General features: G+C 38.8%; 13 protein-coding genes. 9 read left to right on the forward strand and 4 right to left on the reverse strand.

Going from position 1 to position 15,854, the window contains the following annotated elements:
• Window positions 1-58: 58 nt before the first annotated feature.
• The 6 genes from AC5NT5_RS05115 (at window position 59) to AC5NT5_RS05140 (ending at window position 8,409) form a co-directional block, all read left to right on the forward strand.
• Window positions 59-418 carry a hypothetical protein gene (locus tag AC5NT5_RS05115; RefSeq protein ID WP_227006932.1) on the forward strand — a complete coding sequence of 120 codons (360 nt, stop codon included), beginning with the start codon at window positions 59-61 and terminating at the stop codon, window positions 416-418.
• Window positions 419-499: 81 nt separating this feature from the next.
• On the forward strand, window positions 500-1,717 hold the full coding sequence (locus tag AC5NT5_RS05120) for a TolC family protein (RefSeq protein WP_010388430.1): 1,218 nt from the start codon (window positions 500-502) through the stop codon (window positions 1,715-1,717).
• A gap of 64 nt (window positions 1,718-1,781) precedes the next feature.
• The gene (locus AC5NT5_RS05125; RefSeq protein ID WP_010388432.1) at window positions 1,782-3,038 is read left to right on the forward strand and encodes an efflux RND transporter periplasmic adaptor subunit; all 1,257 of its coding nucleotides are present in this window, start codon (window positions 1,782-1,784) and stop codon (window positions 3,036-3,038) included.
• Between the two features lie 11 nt (window positions 3,039-3,049).
• The gene (locus tag AC5NT5_RS05130) at window positions 3,050-6,250 is read left to right on the forward strand and encodes an efflux RND transporter permease subunit (protein ID WP_004588883.1); all 3,201 of its coding nucleotides are present in this window, start codon (window positions 3,050-3,052) and stop codon (window positions 6,248-6,250) included.
• 477 nt (window positions 6,251-6,727) lie between these two features.
• Entirely contained in the window at window positions 6,728-7,441 is a 714-nt protein-coding gene (gene fadR / locus AC5NT5_RS05135; protein ID WP_024606190.1) for a fatty acid metabolism transcriptional regulator FadR, read from the forward strand.
• Window positions 7,442-7,803: 362 nt separating this feature from the next.
• Window positions 7,804-8,409: a peroxiredoxin gene (locus tag AC5NT5_RS05140; RefSeq protein WP_007378637.1), complete on the forward strand. Its 606-nt coding sequence runs from the start codon at window positions 7,804-7,806 to the stop codon at window positions 8,407-8,409.
• Between the two features lie 87 nt (window positions 8,410-8,496).
• Here AC5NT5_RS05140 and AC5NT5_RS05145 read toward each other — a convergent pair whose 3' ends face one another.
• Together AC5NT5_RS05145 and smpB are read right to left on the reverse strand one after the other, a co-directional pair.
• Window positions 8,497-11,088 carry a TonB-dependent receptor gene (locus AC5NT5_RS05145; RefSeq protein WP_165723513.1) on the reverse strand — a complete coding sequence of 864 codons (2,592 nt, stop codon included), beginning with the start codon at window positions 11,086-11,088 and terminating at the stop codon, window positions 8,497-8,499.
• A 428-nt stretch (window positions 11,089-11,516) separates the two neighbouring features.
• Window positions 11,517-11,996, reverse strand: a complete 480-nt coding sequence (gene smpB, locus AC5NT5_RS05150) for an SsrA-binding protein SmpB (RefSeq protein WP_004335699.1) — start codon at window positions 11,994-11,996, stop codon at window positions 11,517-11,519.
• 146 nt (window positions 11,997-12,142) lie between these two features.
• On the opposite strand from smpB, the gene AC5NT5_RS05155 reads away from it, so the two are divergent.
• Window positions 12,143-12,583: a type II toxin-antitoxin system RatA family toxin gene (locus AC5NT5_RS05155; protein ID WP_182715998.1), complete on the forward strand. Its 441-nt coding sequence runs from the start codon at window positions 12,143-12,145 to the stop codon at window positions 12,581-12,583.
• The gene (locus AC5NT5_RS05160) at window positions 12,580-12,903 is read left to right on the forward strand and encodes an RnfH family protein (RefSeq protein WP_004335703.1); all 324 of its coding nucleotides are present in this window, start codon (window positions 12,580-12,582) and stop codon (window positions 12,901-12,903) included. The genes AC5NT5_RS05155 and AC5NT5_RS05160 overlap by 4 nt, the downstream gene beginning before the upstream one ends.
• A 132-nt stretch (window positions 12,904-13,035) precedes the next feature.
• Here the strand turns inward: AC5NT5_RS05160 and AC5NT5_RS05165 are convergent, their stop codons facing one another.
• Window positions 13,036-13,395 carry an outer membrane protein assembly factor BamE gene (locus AC5NT5_RS05165; RefSeq protein WP_004335706.1) on the reverse strand — a complete coding sequence of 120 codons (360 nt, stop codon included), beginning with the start codon at window positions 13,393-13,395 and terminating at the stop codon, window positions 13,036-13,038.
• A gap of 107 nt (window positions 13,396-13,502) precedes the next feature.
• Here AC5NT5_RS05165 and AC5NT5_RS05170 point away from each other — a divergent pair, with 107 nt between their 5' ends.
• The gene (locus AC5NT5_RS05170) at window positions 13,503-13,832 is read left to right on the forward strand and encodes a GIY-YIG nuclease family protein (protein ID WP_024594786.1); all 330 of its coding nucleotides are present in this window, start codon (window positions 13,503-13,505) and stop codon (window positions 13,830-13,832) included.
• A gap of 94 nt (window positions 13,833-13,926) precedes the next feature.
• Here AC5NT5_RS05170 and AC5NT5_RS05175 read toward each other — a convergent pair whose 3' ends face one another.
• Window positions 13,927-15,846, reverse strand: coding sequence for a methyl-accepting chemotaxis protein (locus tag AC5NT5_RS05175; protein WP_182737838.1), 1,920 nt, complete (start codon window positions 15,844-15,846; stop codon window positions 13,927-13,929).
• Window positions 15,847-15,854: the final 8 nt, after the last annotated feature.

Below are 15,854 nucleotides of genomic sequence, written 5' to 3' on the forward strand. Positions count from 1 at the left end.
TGAAAAGCTAGTTTAAGAAAATAGTTTCTGCTAGTATTTTAAATACTATATTTAACTGGTGATAACTTTGAACCTTAATGTTGTACTAAAAATGCTCTTGGTTATTTCGATTGTTTTACAATCGTTAACTGCTGTAGCATCCTCAACATCTGAGAATCACCAAATAGATATAGAGCACCTTCAAACTCAACATGATCATGCAGATGATCGAAATGTCTCAAATGATAATGTAGGTGATGAGCAGCATAATGAAAAAGATTGTCATCACTGCGGTCATTGCAGTGGCAGCCACTTATCTTGGATTTTAGTCAGTAATTCAAATACCACGGGCAAACTAAACATTATCAATAAAACGCCTTATCAAATTGATCAAACAAATACTTACCTTGAAGCGATACTTCGCCCACCCATTTCTTAATTAGATTGATTTTTAATGACCTATTTGTCCATGAGAAGGATAAAGGGTTCGTGTTTATAAATTAAAAAATTAAGAAGTTTTATGTATATATTTTTAAAAAATACAGGTTTAACCCTGTCTTTATGCATGGCTGTGAGTTTTTCAGTTGCCACTTATGGCAAACAGAAAAGTATTTCATGGCTAGATAGTCAAATAAATAAAGATCCCGAAGTTGTTGCGGCTAAAGAGTTACTTAATGCAAGTAATCATAGAGCCAAAAGCTTAACTCAAGCCGTATATAACCCAGAGCTTGAAGCAAGCTATGAAAAAGAAGGTGATTTTGATAATTACTCTATTGGTATCAGTCAAACGATAGATTTTTGGGATAAGCAATCAACAAATAAAACCATTGGTGAAATTGATGTTTATGCAAACCAGCAACAATTGTTATCTCTACTCGATTCTAAAAAGGCTAATGCCTTAACTGCATTAGTTAATTGGCAAGCAGCAAAAAAAGCTGCTCAGTTACTTTCAGAAAGAGAAGAGCAATTGCAAACGCTCGTTGGAATTGTTGAAGACAAACGAAAAGCTGGACTTCTAGAGCCACTTGACGCTGAGCTAGTCTATTTAAACTTGTCGCAAATTTTTAGTGAAATATCTGAGTCTCAAATTGCTTTGAAAAATGCAGAGGTAAAGGTTCAGGAGTTATTGCCTGATTGGACGCCTAATACTACCAATTTGTTTTCATTTACTTTTGGAGCAACAAGCTACTCATTTAACTCCCAGTGGGTTGAGGAACATCCAAAAGTTAAACTTGCTAGAGCGAAATGGAAGGGACAACAATCTAAAGCTCAACTAACCACTATGGAATCTAAAGCTAATCCAACCATTGGCGTTAGCGCAGGGAAAAGTGGAGATGAAGACTTGGTTGGTGTGACTTTTTCAATGCCTTTAAACATCAGAAATAACTATACAGATAATGTTAAAGCCGCTTATTCAGAAGCCATTGCAGCCGAGGCGAATTTTCAGTCGGTATATCGAAAGCAGTCTTTTGAAGCAAAAGCTAATTATGAATCGCTTAATGTCAGTAGAAAATATTATGAGCAATGGCAAAAACTGACAAAAGGCAGATTAGATAGCAGCGAAAACTTATTAAATAAGCGCTGGCAAGCTGGTGATATTAATACTTCTGACTACTTACTTGCATTAAATCAACGTGCGGAAGGGCTTCATGCAGGAATACGTTTGGAAAATCAATTCAAGCTTGCAGAAATATCCTTCATTTTAAGTATGGGTCAGTTATCCAAATTTGAGATTTGAGCGCTTTGTTTTTTCAGTAGCGAAAAACGAAATCTTAAATTTATTAAAAATATAGGTTACAAAAATGAATACAGTAATTAGTAAAAAATTTTTAGCCGTAGTAATTAGCAGCCTGTTAGTTGGGTTTACTACAAATCATGATGCTTTTGCACAGTCGTCAGATGGAACTGGTTCTGTCACAAACGTTTCGAAACAAGAAGAAAAAGAACATCAAGATGAGCATGAACACGAAAAGGGACATGAAGAAGATAAAGGTGACCATGACGAGCACGGCCATGAAGGTGGTAATAAAGAGGGAGAAGAAGAACATGAAGAAGGTATCACTATTGATCCAAAGAAGATGTCGCTTGCTAAAATTAAAGTGGAAAGTGTTAAGCCTGAATATCAATTTAGCTCCGTATATGCACCTGGCGAAATAAAAGCTAATGGCTATAAAAGTTATGTGGTATCACCACGTACAGAGTCAGTCATTATCAGTCGCCATGCAGCGCTTGGCGAGTATGTAGAAATAGGTCAGAAGTTAGTTACATTATTTAGTGAAGCAATGGCACAAGCACAAGCTGACTATTTAATCGCTTCAACCGAATGGCAACGTGTAAAAAAGCTGGGTAATAAGACGGTGAGTGAAAGTCGATTATTACAAGCTGAAACAACATACAATGCGAGCTATGGCAAGCTCATTGCTTTAGGGTTAACTGAAAAAGCAATAAATGGTATTTCTAACAAAGACATTAAAGCATTTGGGCAATATGCATTAACGGCGCACCGTGAAGGTGTCGTGCTTCAAGACGACTTTATCCAAGGGCAACGTGTTGATGCTGGGGATTCAGTCATGTTGTTAGCTGATGAAAAACAACTATGGGTTGAAGCAAAAGTTTCTCCAAATAAAAAGCTAAATTTATCAATTGATTCTCCTGCGGTACTTAAATTAGAAGGCCAGAGTTACAATGCCAAAGTTATCCAAGAAGCCCATACAATTGATCCCGTAACTCGTACAAGAATTATTAGATTGGGGGTACAGAATGCTGATGATAACCTTCATTCAGGTATGTTTGTAAAAGTTTACTTTCAGTTTGCCACAAAGCAGAAAGTGATGGCTGTGCCAGAAGAAGCATTGATCCGCAGCGCAGATGGTGATTGGACCGTATTTGTCGAAGACCACCCTGGAGAATTTAAAGCTGTAGAAGTAGAACTAGGCCGAGCCTTAGGTGATTTTAGGGAAATCATTGGCCTTGATAGTGGGACGCGAATTGTAACCAAAGGCGCATTTTTTGTTGCTTCTGAAATCGCTAAAGGCGGATTTGATCCGCATAACCACTAAGGAGCAAGACTATGTTTAATAAAATAATAGATTGGTCTGTTAATAATAGACTCCTGATTTTGATTGCGCTGTTTGCCACAATTGTCGGCGCAATTATGGTTATACCAAAACTAAATTTAGATGCCTTTCCTGATGTTACTAATGTTCAAGTTGCTGTAAATACTGAAGCGCCAGGACTAGCTGCTGAAGAAGTTGAACAACTCATTACGTACCCCATTGAAGCGGTCATGTATGCCTTACCTGATGTAGAACAAGTGCGCTCAATTTCTAAAACAGGCTTGTCTGGCGTCACGGTTGTTTTCAAAGAAGGCACCGACATTTACTTTGCAAGACAACTTGTATTTGAGCGTCTTCAAGCCGCAAAAGAACTGATACCAGAAGGTGTCGGCACACCCGAAATGGGGCCAAACACCTCAGGGCTAGGCCAAGTATTTCAGTACCTTCTTATTTCAGATAAAGATGCAGGCTATGATGCTATGGCACTCAGGAGTCTCAATGATTGGGTAGTAAAATTACTCGTTATGCCTGTCGATGGTGTTACTGATGTACTCTCCTTTGGAGGTATTGTTAGGCAGTACCAAGTAAATGTAGATCCATCTAAGCTTCTTTCTTATAACCTAACGCAAGAAGACGTTGTTGGTGCCCTAGATAACAACAATGCCAATGTTGGCGGATGGTATATGAACCGTGGGCAAGAGCAGCTTGTTATTAGAGGTGCAGGTTGGTTTGAAAGTGGTGACGCTGGTATTAGTAATATCAAACAAGTTCCCGTCAAAACAGTTGATGGGACAGTTGTGACGGTTTCGGATATTGCTAAAGTTGAAATGGGCAGTGAAATTCGTCAAGGTGCTGTCACAATGACGCGCAAAACCGAAGACGGTAAAGTCGAAAATTTAGGTGAAGTTGTCTCTGGCATTGTCTTAAAACGCATGGGGTCTAATACTAAAGCCACCATTGATGGTATCAATGCAAGAATCCCATTAATTAATCAAGCATTGCCTAAAGGTGTTCGCTTTGAACCATTTTATGATCAGGCTGATTTGATTGAAAAAGCCGTTGATACAGTAGTTGATGCACTATTACTAGCATTTATTTTCATCTGTATTGTATTAGCACTATTTTTAATGAATATACGTGCAACCTTCCTTGTCCTAATATCTATTCCAATTTCAATTGGTATCGCGTTAATGATCATGGCTTGGTGGGGCATTTCTGCAAACCTTATGTCATTGGGTGGCATTGCCGTAGCCATTGGTATGCTAGTTGATGGTTCAGTCGTGATGGTTGAAAACATGTTTAAGCATTTAAATAGACCAGACTCTACCCATTTAAAAACTGTAAAAGAAAGAGTGCCTAGTGCTGATACTGATCCACATGATGTAGAACAAGATGAGCATGGTATTAAGTTACGTCTTCAAAATGCGGGTAAAGAAGTGGCTCGTCCCGTATTTTTTGCAGCTTCTATTATTTTAGTCGTATTTACGCCTTTATTTAGCTTTGAAGGTGTTGAGGCAAAGTTATTTCAACCTATGGCAATAAGCATCATTTTAGCTGTTATATCTGCTATTGTGGTTGCGTTGTTTGTTGTACCCGCTTTAGCTACTTATTTATTTAAGTCAGGTGTAAAAGAGAGGGAAAGCTTTGTTCTTAGGCCATTAGACAAACTCTACAGAAAAGGGCTTACATTCGCACTAAAACGCACCAAATTAGTCATTTCAGCCGCACTTATATTAGTTTTCTCTGCCTTTGCATTAGTTCCATTAATTGGTACTGAATTTGTACCTGAGTTAGAAGAAGGGACGATAAACTTAAGAGCAACGCTTGCACCTTCTTCCAGTTTAGATACCGCGCTCACTGTGGCACCAATTCTAGAAGAAAAACTAATGGCTTTCCCTGAAGTAACCTATGCATTAAGCCGAATTGGTCGAGCAGAAATAGGTGGAGACCCAGAGCCTGTGAATAACATCGAAATTTACATAGGGTTGAAGCCTGTTTCTGAGTGGACCAGTGCATCTAATCGATATGAACTTCAAGGAAAAATGGAGAGATCTTTAGAAGAATTCCCTGGGTTGCTACTCAACTTTTCTCAACCTATTGCGACTCGTGTCGATGAGCTACTATCTGGTGTTAAGGCTCAGTTGGCGATAAAGTTGTTTGGGCCTGAACTTGAGGTACTGGCGGCTAAAGGTCAAGAAATAGAAACAGCAATTAAAAACATTGAAGGTGCAAGGGATGTTGCATTGGAGCAAATTGCTGGTGAAGCGCAATTGGTGATAAGTCCTAACAGGCAAGAACTATCGCGCTTTGGATTGTCTGTGAGTGACATAATGGAGGTTGTGCGTGATGGTATTGGTGGTGTTGAAGCCGGACAAATAATCAATGGTAATGAACGTTATGATATTTACGTTCGCATAGAGGAAGAGTACCGAAGTAACAAAGAAGCTATTGCTGATATTCGGCTTCAATCACCTACTGGTGCTTGGGTGCGACTGGGTGACGTAGCCTCAGTCTCATTTGAGTCAGGCCCACCACAAGTTAGACGCGATGATGTACAACGAAGAGTCGTTATCCAAGCAAATGTACAAAATCGAGATATGGGAAGCGTGGTTGCCGATATCAGAACGGTAATTGCTGAAAAGGTTGACTTACCTTCAGGTTATTCTGTTTCGATTGGCGGCCAGTTCGAAAGTCAAAAACGTGCTCAAAATAGGTTAGCTATAGTTGTACCTTTATCGTTAGCACTAATCGCACTACTACTTTACTTTGCCTTTGGTTCTGTTGGTCAAGCTATGCTGATATTGGTCAACGTGCCGCTTGCTGTAATTGGCGGAGTTTTCTCCTTATATTTATCTGGACAATACTTGTCTGTACCAAGCTCCGTTGGCTTTATTACCTTATTTGGTGTAGCGGTATTGAATGGGGTCGTTATGGTAGAAAGTATCAACCAACGTATTAAAGACGGTCTAGAAGCATCTAAAGCCGTTTTTGAAGGCGCTACTTCAAGATTAAGACCTGTACTTATGACTGCTATAACATCAGCTTTAGGTTTGATACCGATGTTAATGTCTAATGGTGTTGGTGCAGAAATACAGCGCCCCTTAGCGAGTGTTATTGTTGGCGGCTTGGTAACTGCAACACTGTTAACATTATTTGTTTTACCTGTTTTATATCGCTGGTTTTCAGAGAAAAAAATAAAAGAGCTATCCAGATAAAATGACTGTGAACTCTAACCCCACGCTAAAGTCACGTTTAGCGTGGGGTTATTGAGTAGATGAACGAAAAGAAAGATTAGATTTAACAATAAACTAATAGTCATGACTGCTTTGTCGGAATATTTGTCGTTAAACAGGCCAAAGCTAACTTCCGCTTTCGTATCTTTGCAGTCTTAATCTTTATGTGTCTCAAGGTCGGCTTATGGCACTCAGCTGACGTTAGGTATTTACACATAGCTGCCCTTGATATACGTGTGATTATAATTTTTATATATATGGACTGTGCGTTCAATTAAAAGCCAATTCTGATCTTTTTACCAAGCCAAAAATCTCACGCTGTGCAACAATCTCACCTTTGATATGTATGATCACTTTATTAATATATATTACTTTACTTGTTAGTTGTGCTTCGTCTGGTACAATCAGTCAGTTATTCGTGTAAAACGATGAGTGTTGATTAATTCGAGTGGGAACTGGATGAGAATTTTTAAAGCGAAAAGCCCAGCAGGATTTGCTGAAGAATATATAGTTGAGTCCATTTGGAACGGCGATTTCCCTCCAGGTTCAATTTTACCTGCCGAGCGAGAACTTTCAGAGTTAATTGGTGTTACAAGAACAACCTTGAGAGAAGTATTACAGCGTTTAGCACGTGATGGTTGGCTAACAATTCAGCATGGTAAACCTACAAAAGTAAATAACTTTTGGGAAACGTCTGGCTTAAACATTCTTGAAACATTAGCGCGCTTAGATGAAGACAAGATGCCAGAGCTGACAGATCAGCTTTTATCTGCACGTACTAATATTAGTGCTATTTATACACGTGCTGCAATTAAGTTAAATCCTGAACGCGTGATTGAAATTTTATCACAAAGCCATGAGCTAGAAGACACCGCTCAAGCATTTGCTGACTATGATTATAAAGTGCATCACGAATTAGCCGTTGCGGGTAATAACCGTATTTATGTATTAATACTTAACGGCTTTAGAGGCTTTTATTCAAAGATTGGTTGTCATTACTTCTCTGATGCTGGAACTCGTGAACTTGCTCGTCAGTTTTATAAAGATTTAACCATTTTGGCAGAAAAGAAAGAGCATGATGGTGCTATTTCTATGATGCGTAAATACGGTCATCAAACGGGTGAGATTTGGCAAAAAATCCGTGGTGATATGCCCTCAGATATAATGGACTAAGTCTAAGCGAGAAACCTGCATTTGCAGGTTTTTTTATATCTGTAAAATTTAGCGCCACCGTATATGAAATTCTAAAAAGTTTAATGCATAAACCACTTCGATATTTTTAAAATTTCTACTTAGTTACAACGCAACTTACACTTTAAATTAGACCTATTATTTAAACATATTAGCGCAAGTTGCAAGTGTTCGTTATTTTCGATTGCTCACATCGTTAAATGCGATTGTTCTTTTGTAGTGAATAACTTTAGAATGCCAATTAATTATATGTATGCGCTATTGGTTTTTAATTTTTAGCGCCCATATAAGTACCAGCATTGCGAAAGCAATTGAAAACAAACTCAAAATATTTGGAGAATAAAATGGGTGTATTAGTAGGCCGCCAGGCACCAGACTTTACCGCTGCAGCTGTTCTTGGTAACGGTGAAATTGTAGATAGCTATAACCTTCATGAAACAATTAAAGGTAAAAAAGCAGTTATCTTCTTTTACCCACTAGATTTCACGTTTGTATGTCCTTCTGAACTTATTGCATTTGATAAGCGTTTTGAAGAGTTTCAAAAGCGTGGCGTAGAAGTAATTGGTGTTTCTATCGATTCACAATTCTCACATAACGCATGGCGTAACACTGCTGTTGCAGACGGCGGTATTGGTAAAGTTCAATACGCACTAGTTGCAGACGTTAAACACGAAATTTGTAAAGCATACGACGTTGAGCATCCAGAAGCGGGTGTTGCGTTCCGTGGTTCTTTCTTAATTGATGAAGAAGGTAACGTACGTCACCAAGTAGTGAACGATTTACCACTAGGTCGTAACATCGACGAAATGCTTCGCATGGTTGACGCGCTAGCGTTCCACACTGAGCACGGTGAAGTATGTCCTGCTGGTTGGACTGAAGGTAAAAAAGGTATGGACGCAAGCCCTGAAGGCGTTGCTAAGTTCTTATCTGAAAACGAAGGCGAGCTATAATTTAGCCCTTAGTTTTAAATAAAAAAACCGCCAATTGGCGGTTTTTTTATTTGTAGCGTTAGCTCACTTTAAAATAAGCTCGCAAAGTTAAAACGAGAAACTAACTTTAGTGTAGAAGTATCGGCCTCTAGGGTTGTGTACACCTGAGGCATAACCGTATAGATCAGCGTCGCCATCACCAATTGCAAATGGTGGCTCTTCATCAAATAAGTTATTTACACCTAGCGATACTTTAGTTGAGTCAGTAACACGATAAGATGTTTGTAAATCTACCAATGTTTGCGAATCAACCATACGTGATGTATTGCTATCAAAGTCTAAATTACCGTCAAAATCAATATCTGGGGTATCTTCAAACTCACCTACATAACTGATGTTTACGTTTGTATTAAACTCGCCAATTTCCCAGTTTGTAGAGAAAATCCAGCGGTGCTCTGGATAGCCATACTCACCGGTGTAATCGCGGCCATCTTTTTCAAATTTATCTTGGTATGCCCATTCTAAATTAAATTTCAATAAACCTAAGTCATCAAGTGAGTGATTGTAGTTAGCTGAAACATCGACCCCAGATACTTCTTGCGAAGAAACGTTTTCAAATGTGCTGTAAATTTTTTGAATTGTTCCTAAGCTATCGCCACCTGTAGGTGTTAAGCGCACACATACAGTACTATCTTGGTTATTACACTCAGAGTTATAAATTGGACCAAACTCTTGCTCATCAATTTTGTTATCTTGAGTGATGCTCCACACATCGACACTTAAACCAAACTCAGCAGAAGGCGCCCAAATAAAGCCGACATTCCATGATTCTGATTCTTCAGCTTCAAGGTCAGGGTTACCAGCAAATTCAATGTTGTAATCAAGTGCATCACAATCAAGGCCCGTTGCTTCACATCGGTATGTATCTACAAAGAATTGGCTTTCTTGAGATGGACCTAAACCAACTTGTGCCAAAGAAGGCGCTCTAAAGCCTTGTGCCCAAGAGCCACGCACTGTGATTTCATCAGTAGGCGCCCAGCGAAGAGCTACTTTAGGGTTTGTTGTTGTACCGAAGTCACTGTAGTCATCGTAACGGCCAGCAAGTTGTAGCTCTAAATTATCAGCAAGAGGGATAGAAAACTCGACATAGGCTGCGTATTGTTCACGATCTGCAGATGCAGATACAGACTCTGTGCCAAATATTAAACCACGTTGAAATTGATCATCTGGAATGTCATTAACGTCTTCTTCACGGTACTCAATACCTGCAGCCATCATTACTACATCATCGCCAAAACTAAATGCTTCGCCTGTAATGTTTGCATCAAAGGAAGTCATGTGAGACTCACCACGACGCACTAAGCTTGTTGTAATACGATCAATTACAGCAGGGTCGTTGTATGTGCCACCAAATGGATTGTAGTTTCCTGCATCAATTTCTTGTTGTAAGAAATCAGTACGCACCCAACCTTGTGTTCTATCACCTGTTTGAAGAGATTTACTTCGGCCTTTTTGTACAGCGGTTTCCCAACTCCAGTCATTAAACTCACCTCTAAGCCCTGCAACAAAGCGAAGAGTATCTGATTCAATATCCCATTGGCGTGCGCCAGCATCAACTGTACGGTAACGACCAATTTGAATGTCTTCACCAAATGGATTGTTAGGGTGGCTAGCTGGGACAGTTAAGCCTGCATCTTCATCAAGTGGAGTAGGGGCTCCGGCCGCAACAGACGTATTGTGCTGTACTGCCATTTCTAAAAAGCCCGTAATGCCATTATCAAAGTTATATTCAAATTGAGAAATAGCACCCACGCGTTCAGACGCTGGTGCGATATAACCGTAAGGGCCGTAATCAAATAAACAACTGCCGCTTGAAGTTGCATTTTCAGCAGGACAAGCCGGATCAATTGTTTTAACACCGTCTACATAAAAATATCCAGGGAAGCCACGAGATGAGCGAAAATCTTCACCACCATAAGGTGATTGATTTGCTGTACCTAAGCTGCCCATTTCATCAGAAGAAAGAGATGTATTTTTGAAGTAATCGATAATAACTGACGCGCTACTTTTCTCGCTAGTAGTACCCCATACTAAACTTGCTGTTGTTTCTTCATAATTGGGACCATCAGTACCACCGTAGCCCAAATTAACTTCAACACCGTCAATGTCTTTTTTCAAGATAACGTTTACCACACCCGCCACTGCGTCTGAGCCGTAGATAGCTGAAGCACCATCTTTTAGTATATCGATTCGCTCAATGGCAGAAACTGGGATACTGTTAATATCTACAAATGAGTTTGTGATACCTTCGGCAAATGCACTAATAGATACACGACGGCCATTGATGAGTACGAGCGTAGCATCAGCACCTAAGCCACGTAAACTAACAGCAGCAGACCCATTTGCAGTTGAGTCTTGGTTGTTACCACGTGTTGAGAAAGTACCGCTACCCGCGACAGGCATTCTTTCGAGGAGTTGTTGTAGGTTGTCATAACCCATGTTCTCAATATCAGCTCTTGCGATTGATTGAACCGGAGAAGGTCCTTCGATATCTGAACGTTTGATTCGTGAGCCAGTTACTTCAATGCGCTCTACTTTTTTAGCTTCTTCAGCAGCGTAAGTTGTTGTTGTAAAACCTGCTGAAAGTGCGATTGTAGCACCTGCAATTAAGCTAGGTGTAAATGCAGTTGATTGCTTCATCCTTAAGTCCTTGTTGATATGTTATAAATTTAGTTGCTCTATACCAATCCTTTTTAAATTGTTAAATAAATCCCATATTTAAGCGGATTGATATAACAAGCGACGACATTAATATCATGTAAATTAAGTGTTAGCAATTAGACTGAAATGTGATTTTAGTATGGTTTTTTGTGTGTTTTTGGATGATTTTAAAACAGATGTTATGCGCTGAAGAAGGTTGAAATAGGCGCATATGCTTTATTTTGGAAATAACAAATACAGCCTAAATGCGAGTAATAATTAAATTAATTAATTCACAATAAAATTGTAATAAATTATTTACATGTATATTCTGAATGAATAGTAATCTTGTTGTATATTAATAAAACAAATAATAGTTGGTTTTTTTTAATAAAAAAAACGCCTAACTTGTTAGTTAGGCGTTGTGCTTATACTTTGTGTTTCATTAAACGTTCTTTTTCGCGAGACCAATCTTTATTTTTCCCGTCGTCACGTTTATCGTGCAACTTTTTACCTTTTGCTAGATGAAATTCAAGTTTCACCCAACATTTTTTCCAGTACATAGCTGTAGCTATTAATGAATAGCCATCTCGCTCTGTTGCACCGAGTAGACGGTCAAGTTCGCGTCTGCTTAATAGTAACTTACGATAACGCAACGGATCGCAAATTACATGGGTTGATGCACTATTAAGTGGCTGGATTTGCGCGCCAAGCAAAAATGCTTCGCCATTTTTAAGATGAATATAAGTTTCGGTGATGTTTACCTTACCTGCTCGGATACTTTTTACTTCCCAGCCTTGTAGTTCAACACCTGCTTCAAACTTATCGTGTAAAAAATACTCATGTCGCGCTTTTTTGTTTAGCGCGATGGTATTACTTGTCGATTTTGATGAATTTTTCTTAGCCATAGTGCCCTATAATATACGTAATGTGAGATGTTTTACATCGATTTTTTAATAATGCTTTTAAAAATTAAGCTTTAATTTAAGCAGCATGAAAATTTGGGGAAACGCGCAAAGCTTGCTAAAATTCGCCCACACAGTTGGGAGTGAGTATGCCACAAATAGAAAAAAGTGCGCTGGTTATGTACAGCACTAAAGAGATGTTTGATCTAGTTAATGATGTAGAAGCTTATTCGCAGTTTTTACCAAATTGCTCAGACTCAAAAATTGTTTCACAGCATGATAATAACATGACCGCGAGTTTAGAAATATCCAAGGCGGGTATAAAAAAGTGGTTTACCACCGAAAACACCTTTGTTGATGAGCAAACAGTGTTACTAAGCCTTGTTGATGGACCATTTAAGATGTTAAAAGGACGTTGGCACTTTCAAGAGCTTGACGCCAAAGCATGTAAAGTTCACTTGCAACTAGAATTTGAATTTTCAAGTAAGTTAATAGAGCTTGCCTTTGGTAAGATTTTTAACGATGTTGCAAAAAATATGGTGAGTGCATTTACTCAACGTGCAAAACAGGTTTATGGAGCGAGAGCATGATTAATGTTGAGGTGGTATTTGCGTTACCAACCACGGCCACGTGTTTATCAATTGAAGTGCCACAAGGGACTACAGTAGAACAGGCTGTTATTCAGTCAGGTATTATACAAAAGTGCCCTGAGATAGATGCTACATCGCTAACTTTAGGTGTGTGGAATCGAACTGTAAAAGCTAACTATGAGTTAAAAGACGGTGACCGTATAGAAATATATCGTCCATTAATTGCAGACCCTAAAGATGCGCGTAGAAAGCGTGCAGAAAAAGCTAAAGAAGAAGGGCGTGCAAATAAAATAACGGGTGGCCGCCCACTCGAAAAGTAACGAAAATCGGTATAAACGTGGAAAATTTAACGGATTAAATCACACGCTAACGTTGTTTAAAATGGTAAAAGCTTTTAAATAAACCAATAAAAAAGGTGAGCCATGCTCACCTTTTTTTACCACTTGAGAAATTTATTGCTCGAGCGGTGTAGTAAAGTTTTCAGGTTGGTCATAATCACCTGAAATTGAAACTAACTTTTCATTTTCAAAGTTAATTACTAACTCTTTATTTTGCTCGTTTTTACGGCCTTTATTGAAGCTGTAAATATAACGCCAAGTATTGTTATCAAAGGCGTCTTCGGCAATAGGTCTGCCTAATACGTAAACAACTTGCTCTCGAGTCATATTTACACGAAGTTTTTCAACATCCGATTGCTCTAAAAAGTTGCCTTGTGGGATGTTAATTCGGTATACCCAGCTAGAGCAACCTGCTGCTGAGCTAAGTGTTAAAGCAACGATAAGCCAAAGAGAAAAAGTTTTTAACGACTGCATTGTTAGTTGTGATCCTTATTTTTTATAATCTGCATGATACCGATTAGTCACTGAAGGTAAAACCCTTTTAAGCAATTGTTTTATGTTAAGGGCGTTAAGGTAATGTTTTGACCATAAATAATGAAAAAAGTTTACAGCACATCGAAACGAATATTTTAAAAACGGAGTCTACTTGGTTTTTATATATAGTTGAGACACGATTTGGTCATTGGTACACAGGGATCACGACTAATGTTGAAAAACGCTTTGCAACTCATCAAGCCGGCAAAGGGGCCAAAAACCTTAGAGGGAAAGGGCCGCTTTTACTTATTCATCAACAACAAGTTGGTAATAAAAGTGAAGCAAGTAAACTTGAGTATCAATTAAAAAAGCTCCCTAGAGCCAAAAAAGAAGCATACGTTTTAGCATTTAATACCGGCGACACTAAAATCATTTAGTTAATTTATTTAGATTAAACCGTATTCGCTATGGGCAAAAGCTAGCTTTTAATATAGCTTTTGCTCACAAAGGAAATATAGCCGTTATAGCTGCTTAGCGATGTTTTTCAAAGGTAGCGACAAGTGCATCGAGTGTTTGAGCGCTGTTTGCCAAGTCACGAATAGCTTGCTCTGTATTGATTTGCTCGCTCATTGCTTTATCGCTAATTTCACTTATTTGCTCTATGTTACGACCTACATCAGCAACCACATTACTTTGCTGCTCAGTTGCAGTTGCAATAAGCGTAGCCATATCGTTTATTTGATTAGCTGTTTCGGCTATCGCATCGAGTAATTCTACTGAGCTTTGCATGGCTCCAACGCTTTGCTGCGCTTTATCTTTTGATTGGCTAATATCGTTAACTACATCATCAGATATTCTTGTAAGCTCTTCAATCATAGATTGAATTTCGGTGGTTGATTGCGATGTACGGTTTGCCAGAGCGCGTACTTCATCAGCAACAACAGCAAAGCCTCGGCCGTGCTCACCTGCGCGAGCAGATTCAATTGCCGCGTTTAAAGCAAGTAGATTAGTCTGATCCGATATCCCTCTAATTGAATCCACAATACTTGCTATATCAACCGTTTTTTTAGAAAGCAAAGTAACTTGCTCTGTTATGCCATCAATATCGCTAGCTAGGGCTGAGATAGTTGCCTGGCTTTGTAATACTTGTTTGTGGCTTTGAATGGTGTTCTCACGGCTGTTATCGGTTAACTTAGCTGTATTCGCTGCGCTTTGTGCTATTTCTTGCACTGTAGCGCCCATTTCGTTGATAGCTGCTGCGACAGATATTGTTTGCTCTTTTTGATTATCAATTGCTTGCGAGTTTCGTTTTGCCTGTTCAAATACATGATCAGAACTTTGGCGAATATCGTGGCTTTCACTGGCAACTTGAGTAATCGCTGTTTCTATTTTATTTATAAACTGGTTAAAGCCATTACTTAGATTGTTGAGCTCTGGTTGGCTCGATTCTGGTAAGCGGTACGCTAAGTTTGCATCGCCAGAGCCTAAGCGTGAAAATAACTCAGCCATTTTAGAAAGTGGAGATGAAAGAGAGCGAGCAAGTAAGTAACTAATCAAGCTAGCAACTAACGCGGTAATTACTGTAAAAGTAAATATTTGCCATTGTAGGGTGTTTACACTTGCGAATACTTCACTTTTTGGTACTTGAGCTACAACATATAAGTCAGTGTTTTTAATTGGGGTTGCAGCTATAAGAGTAGGTTCGCCATTTAAGCTAATTTCTTCTAGTGCAAAGCCATTACTATTAAATAGTTGGCTGTGAATATTTGCAGTATATAAATCGTCAATATTTGCTTTTGCTACTTTATTGGCATCTTTATGAAGTTGAATTAATCCATTTTTATCTGCAATAAATACAAAACCTGTTTGCTCAATTTTAAATTGCTGTAATAGCTTTTGCATATCAGTGATGCTTTTTGCAAGACCTGCTAAACCAGTACCATTAGCTTGCTGATGATTTACAAACATTTTCACATCATTGGCTGACTCTTGATAAATACTGATAGAATAAGGTTGTTTTGATTGTTTGAACGCAAAAAACCAGCCATCAGCTGTATCGTTTTTTAACACACGCAAAAAACCATTTTGGTTCCAGTACTGTGCAGTGTCTCTATTTGCCCAAGATGCTGTTGCTAAATCGTATTGCTGGGCAACACGATTTAATTCTTTTAATAATAAAGTGTCGTCTTGATTACTAGACTGAGCCCACTGTAAAACAAATTCGTTTGATGATAGTTGCTGAGCAGCACCAAGTAACTCATTAATTTCACCGCCTATATGATTACTGATTGTTTGCAGTTTACTAGGTAGCTCTGACTCGATCATACGTTGCTCAATTATGTCTTTAGAGCTGTATAAAGAGGTCAAGCCAATCAGTGCCGCTACGCATATAGCAATAACACTGCCTAAAGCTGTGATTTTTTGAGTAATAGAAAGGTTTTGTATCGTCATGATATTAA

The sequence above is a fragment of the Pseudoalteromonas sp. J2K-J599 genome, from assembly GCF_059295115.2.

Bases quoted from the DNA above. Each gene is read 5' to 3' on its own strand.
- AC5NT5_RS05155 (WP_182715998.1), top strand. From the start codon at position 12,143: ATGCCACAAATAGAAAAAAGTGCGCTGGTTATGTACAGCACTAAAGAG.
- AC5NT5_RS05160 (WP_004335703.1), top strand. From the start codon at position 12,580: ATGATTAATGTTGAGGTGGTATTTGCGTTACCAACCACGGCCACGTGT.
- AC5NT5_RS05125 (WP_010388432.1), top strand. From the start codon at position 1,782: ATGAATACAGTAATTAGTAAAAAATTTTTAGCCGTAGTAATTAGCAGC.
- AC5NT5_RS05175 (WP_182737838.1), bottom strand. From the start codon at position 15,846: ATGACGATACAAAACCTTTCTATTACTCAAAAAATCACAGCTTTAGGC.
- smpB (WP_004335699.1), bottom strand. From the start codon at position 11,996: ATGGCTAAGAAAAATTCATCAAAATCGACAAGTAATACCATCGCGCTA.
- AC5NT5_RS05120 (WP_010388430.1), top strand. From the start codon at position 500: ATGTATATATTTTTAAAAAATACAGGTTTAACCCTGTCTTTATGCATG.
- AC5NT5_RS05165 (WP_004335706.1), bottom strand. From the start codon at position 13,395: ATGCAGTCGTTAAAAACTTTTTCTCTTTGGCTTATCGTTGCTTTAACA.
- AC5NT5_RS05145 (WP_165723513.1), bottom strand. From the start codon at position 11,088: ATGAAGCAATCAACTGCATTTACACCTAGCTTAATTGCAGGTGCTACA.
- AC5NT5_RS05130 (WP_004588883.1), top strand. From the start codon at position 3,050: ATGTTTAATAAAATAATAGATTGGTCTGTTAATAATAGACTCCTGATT.
- AC5NT5_RS05140 (WP_007378637.1), top strand. From the start codon at position 7,804: ATGGGTGTATTAGTAGGCCGCCAGGCACCAGACTTTACCGCTGCAGCT.
- fadR (WP_024606190.1), top strand. From the start codon at position 6,728: ATGAGAATTTTTAAAGCGAAAAGCCCAGCAGGATTTGCTGAAGAATAT.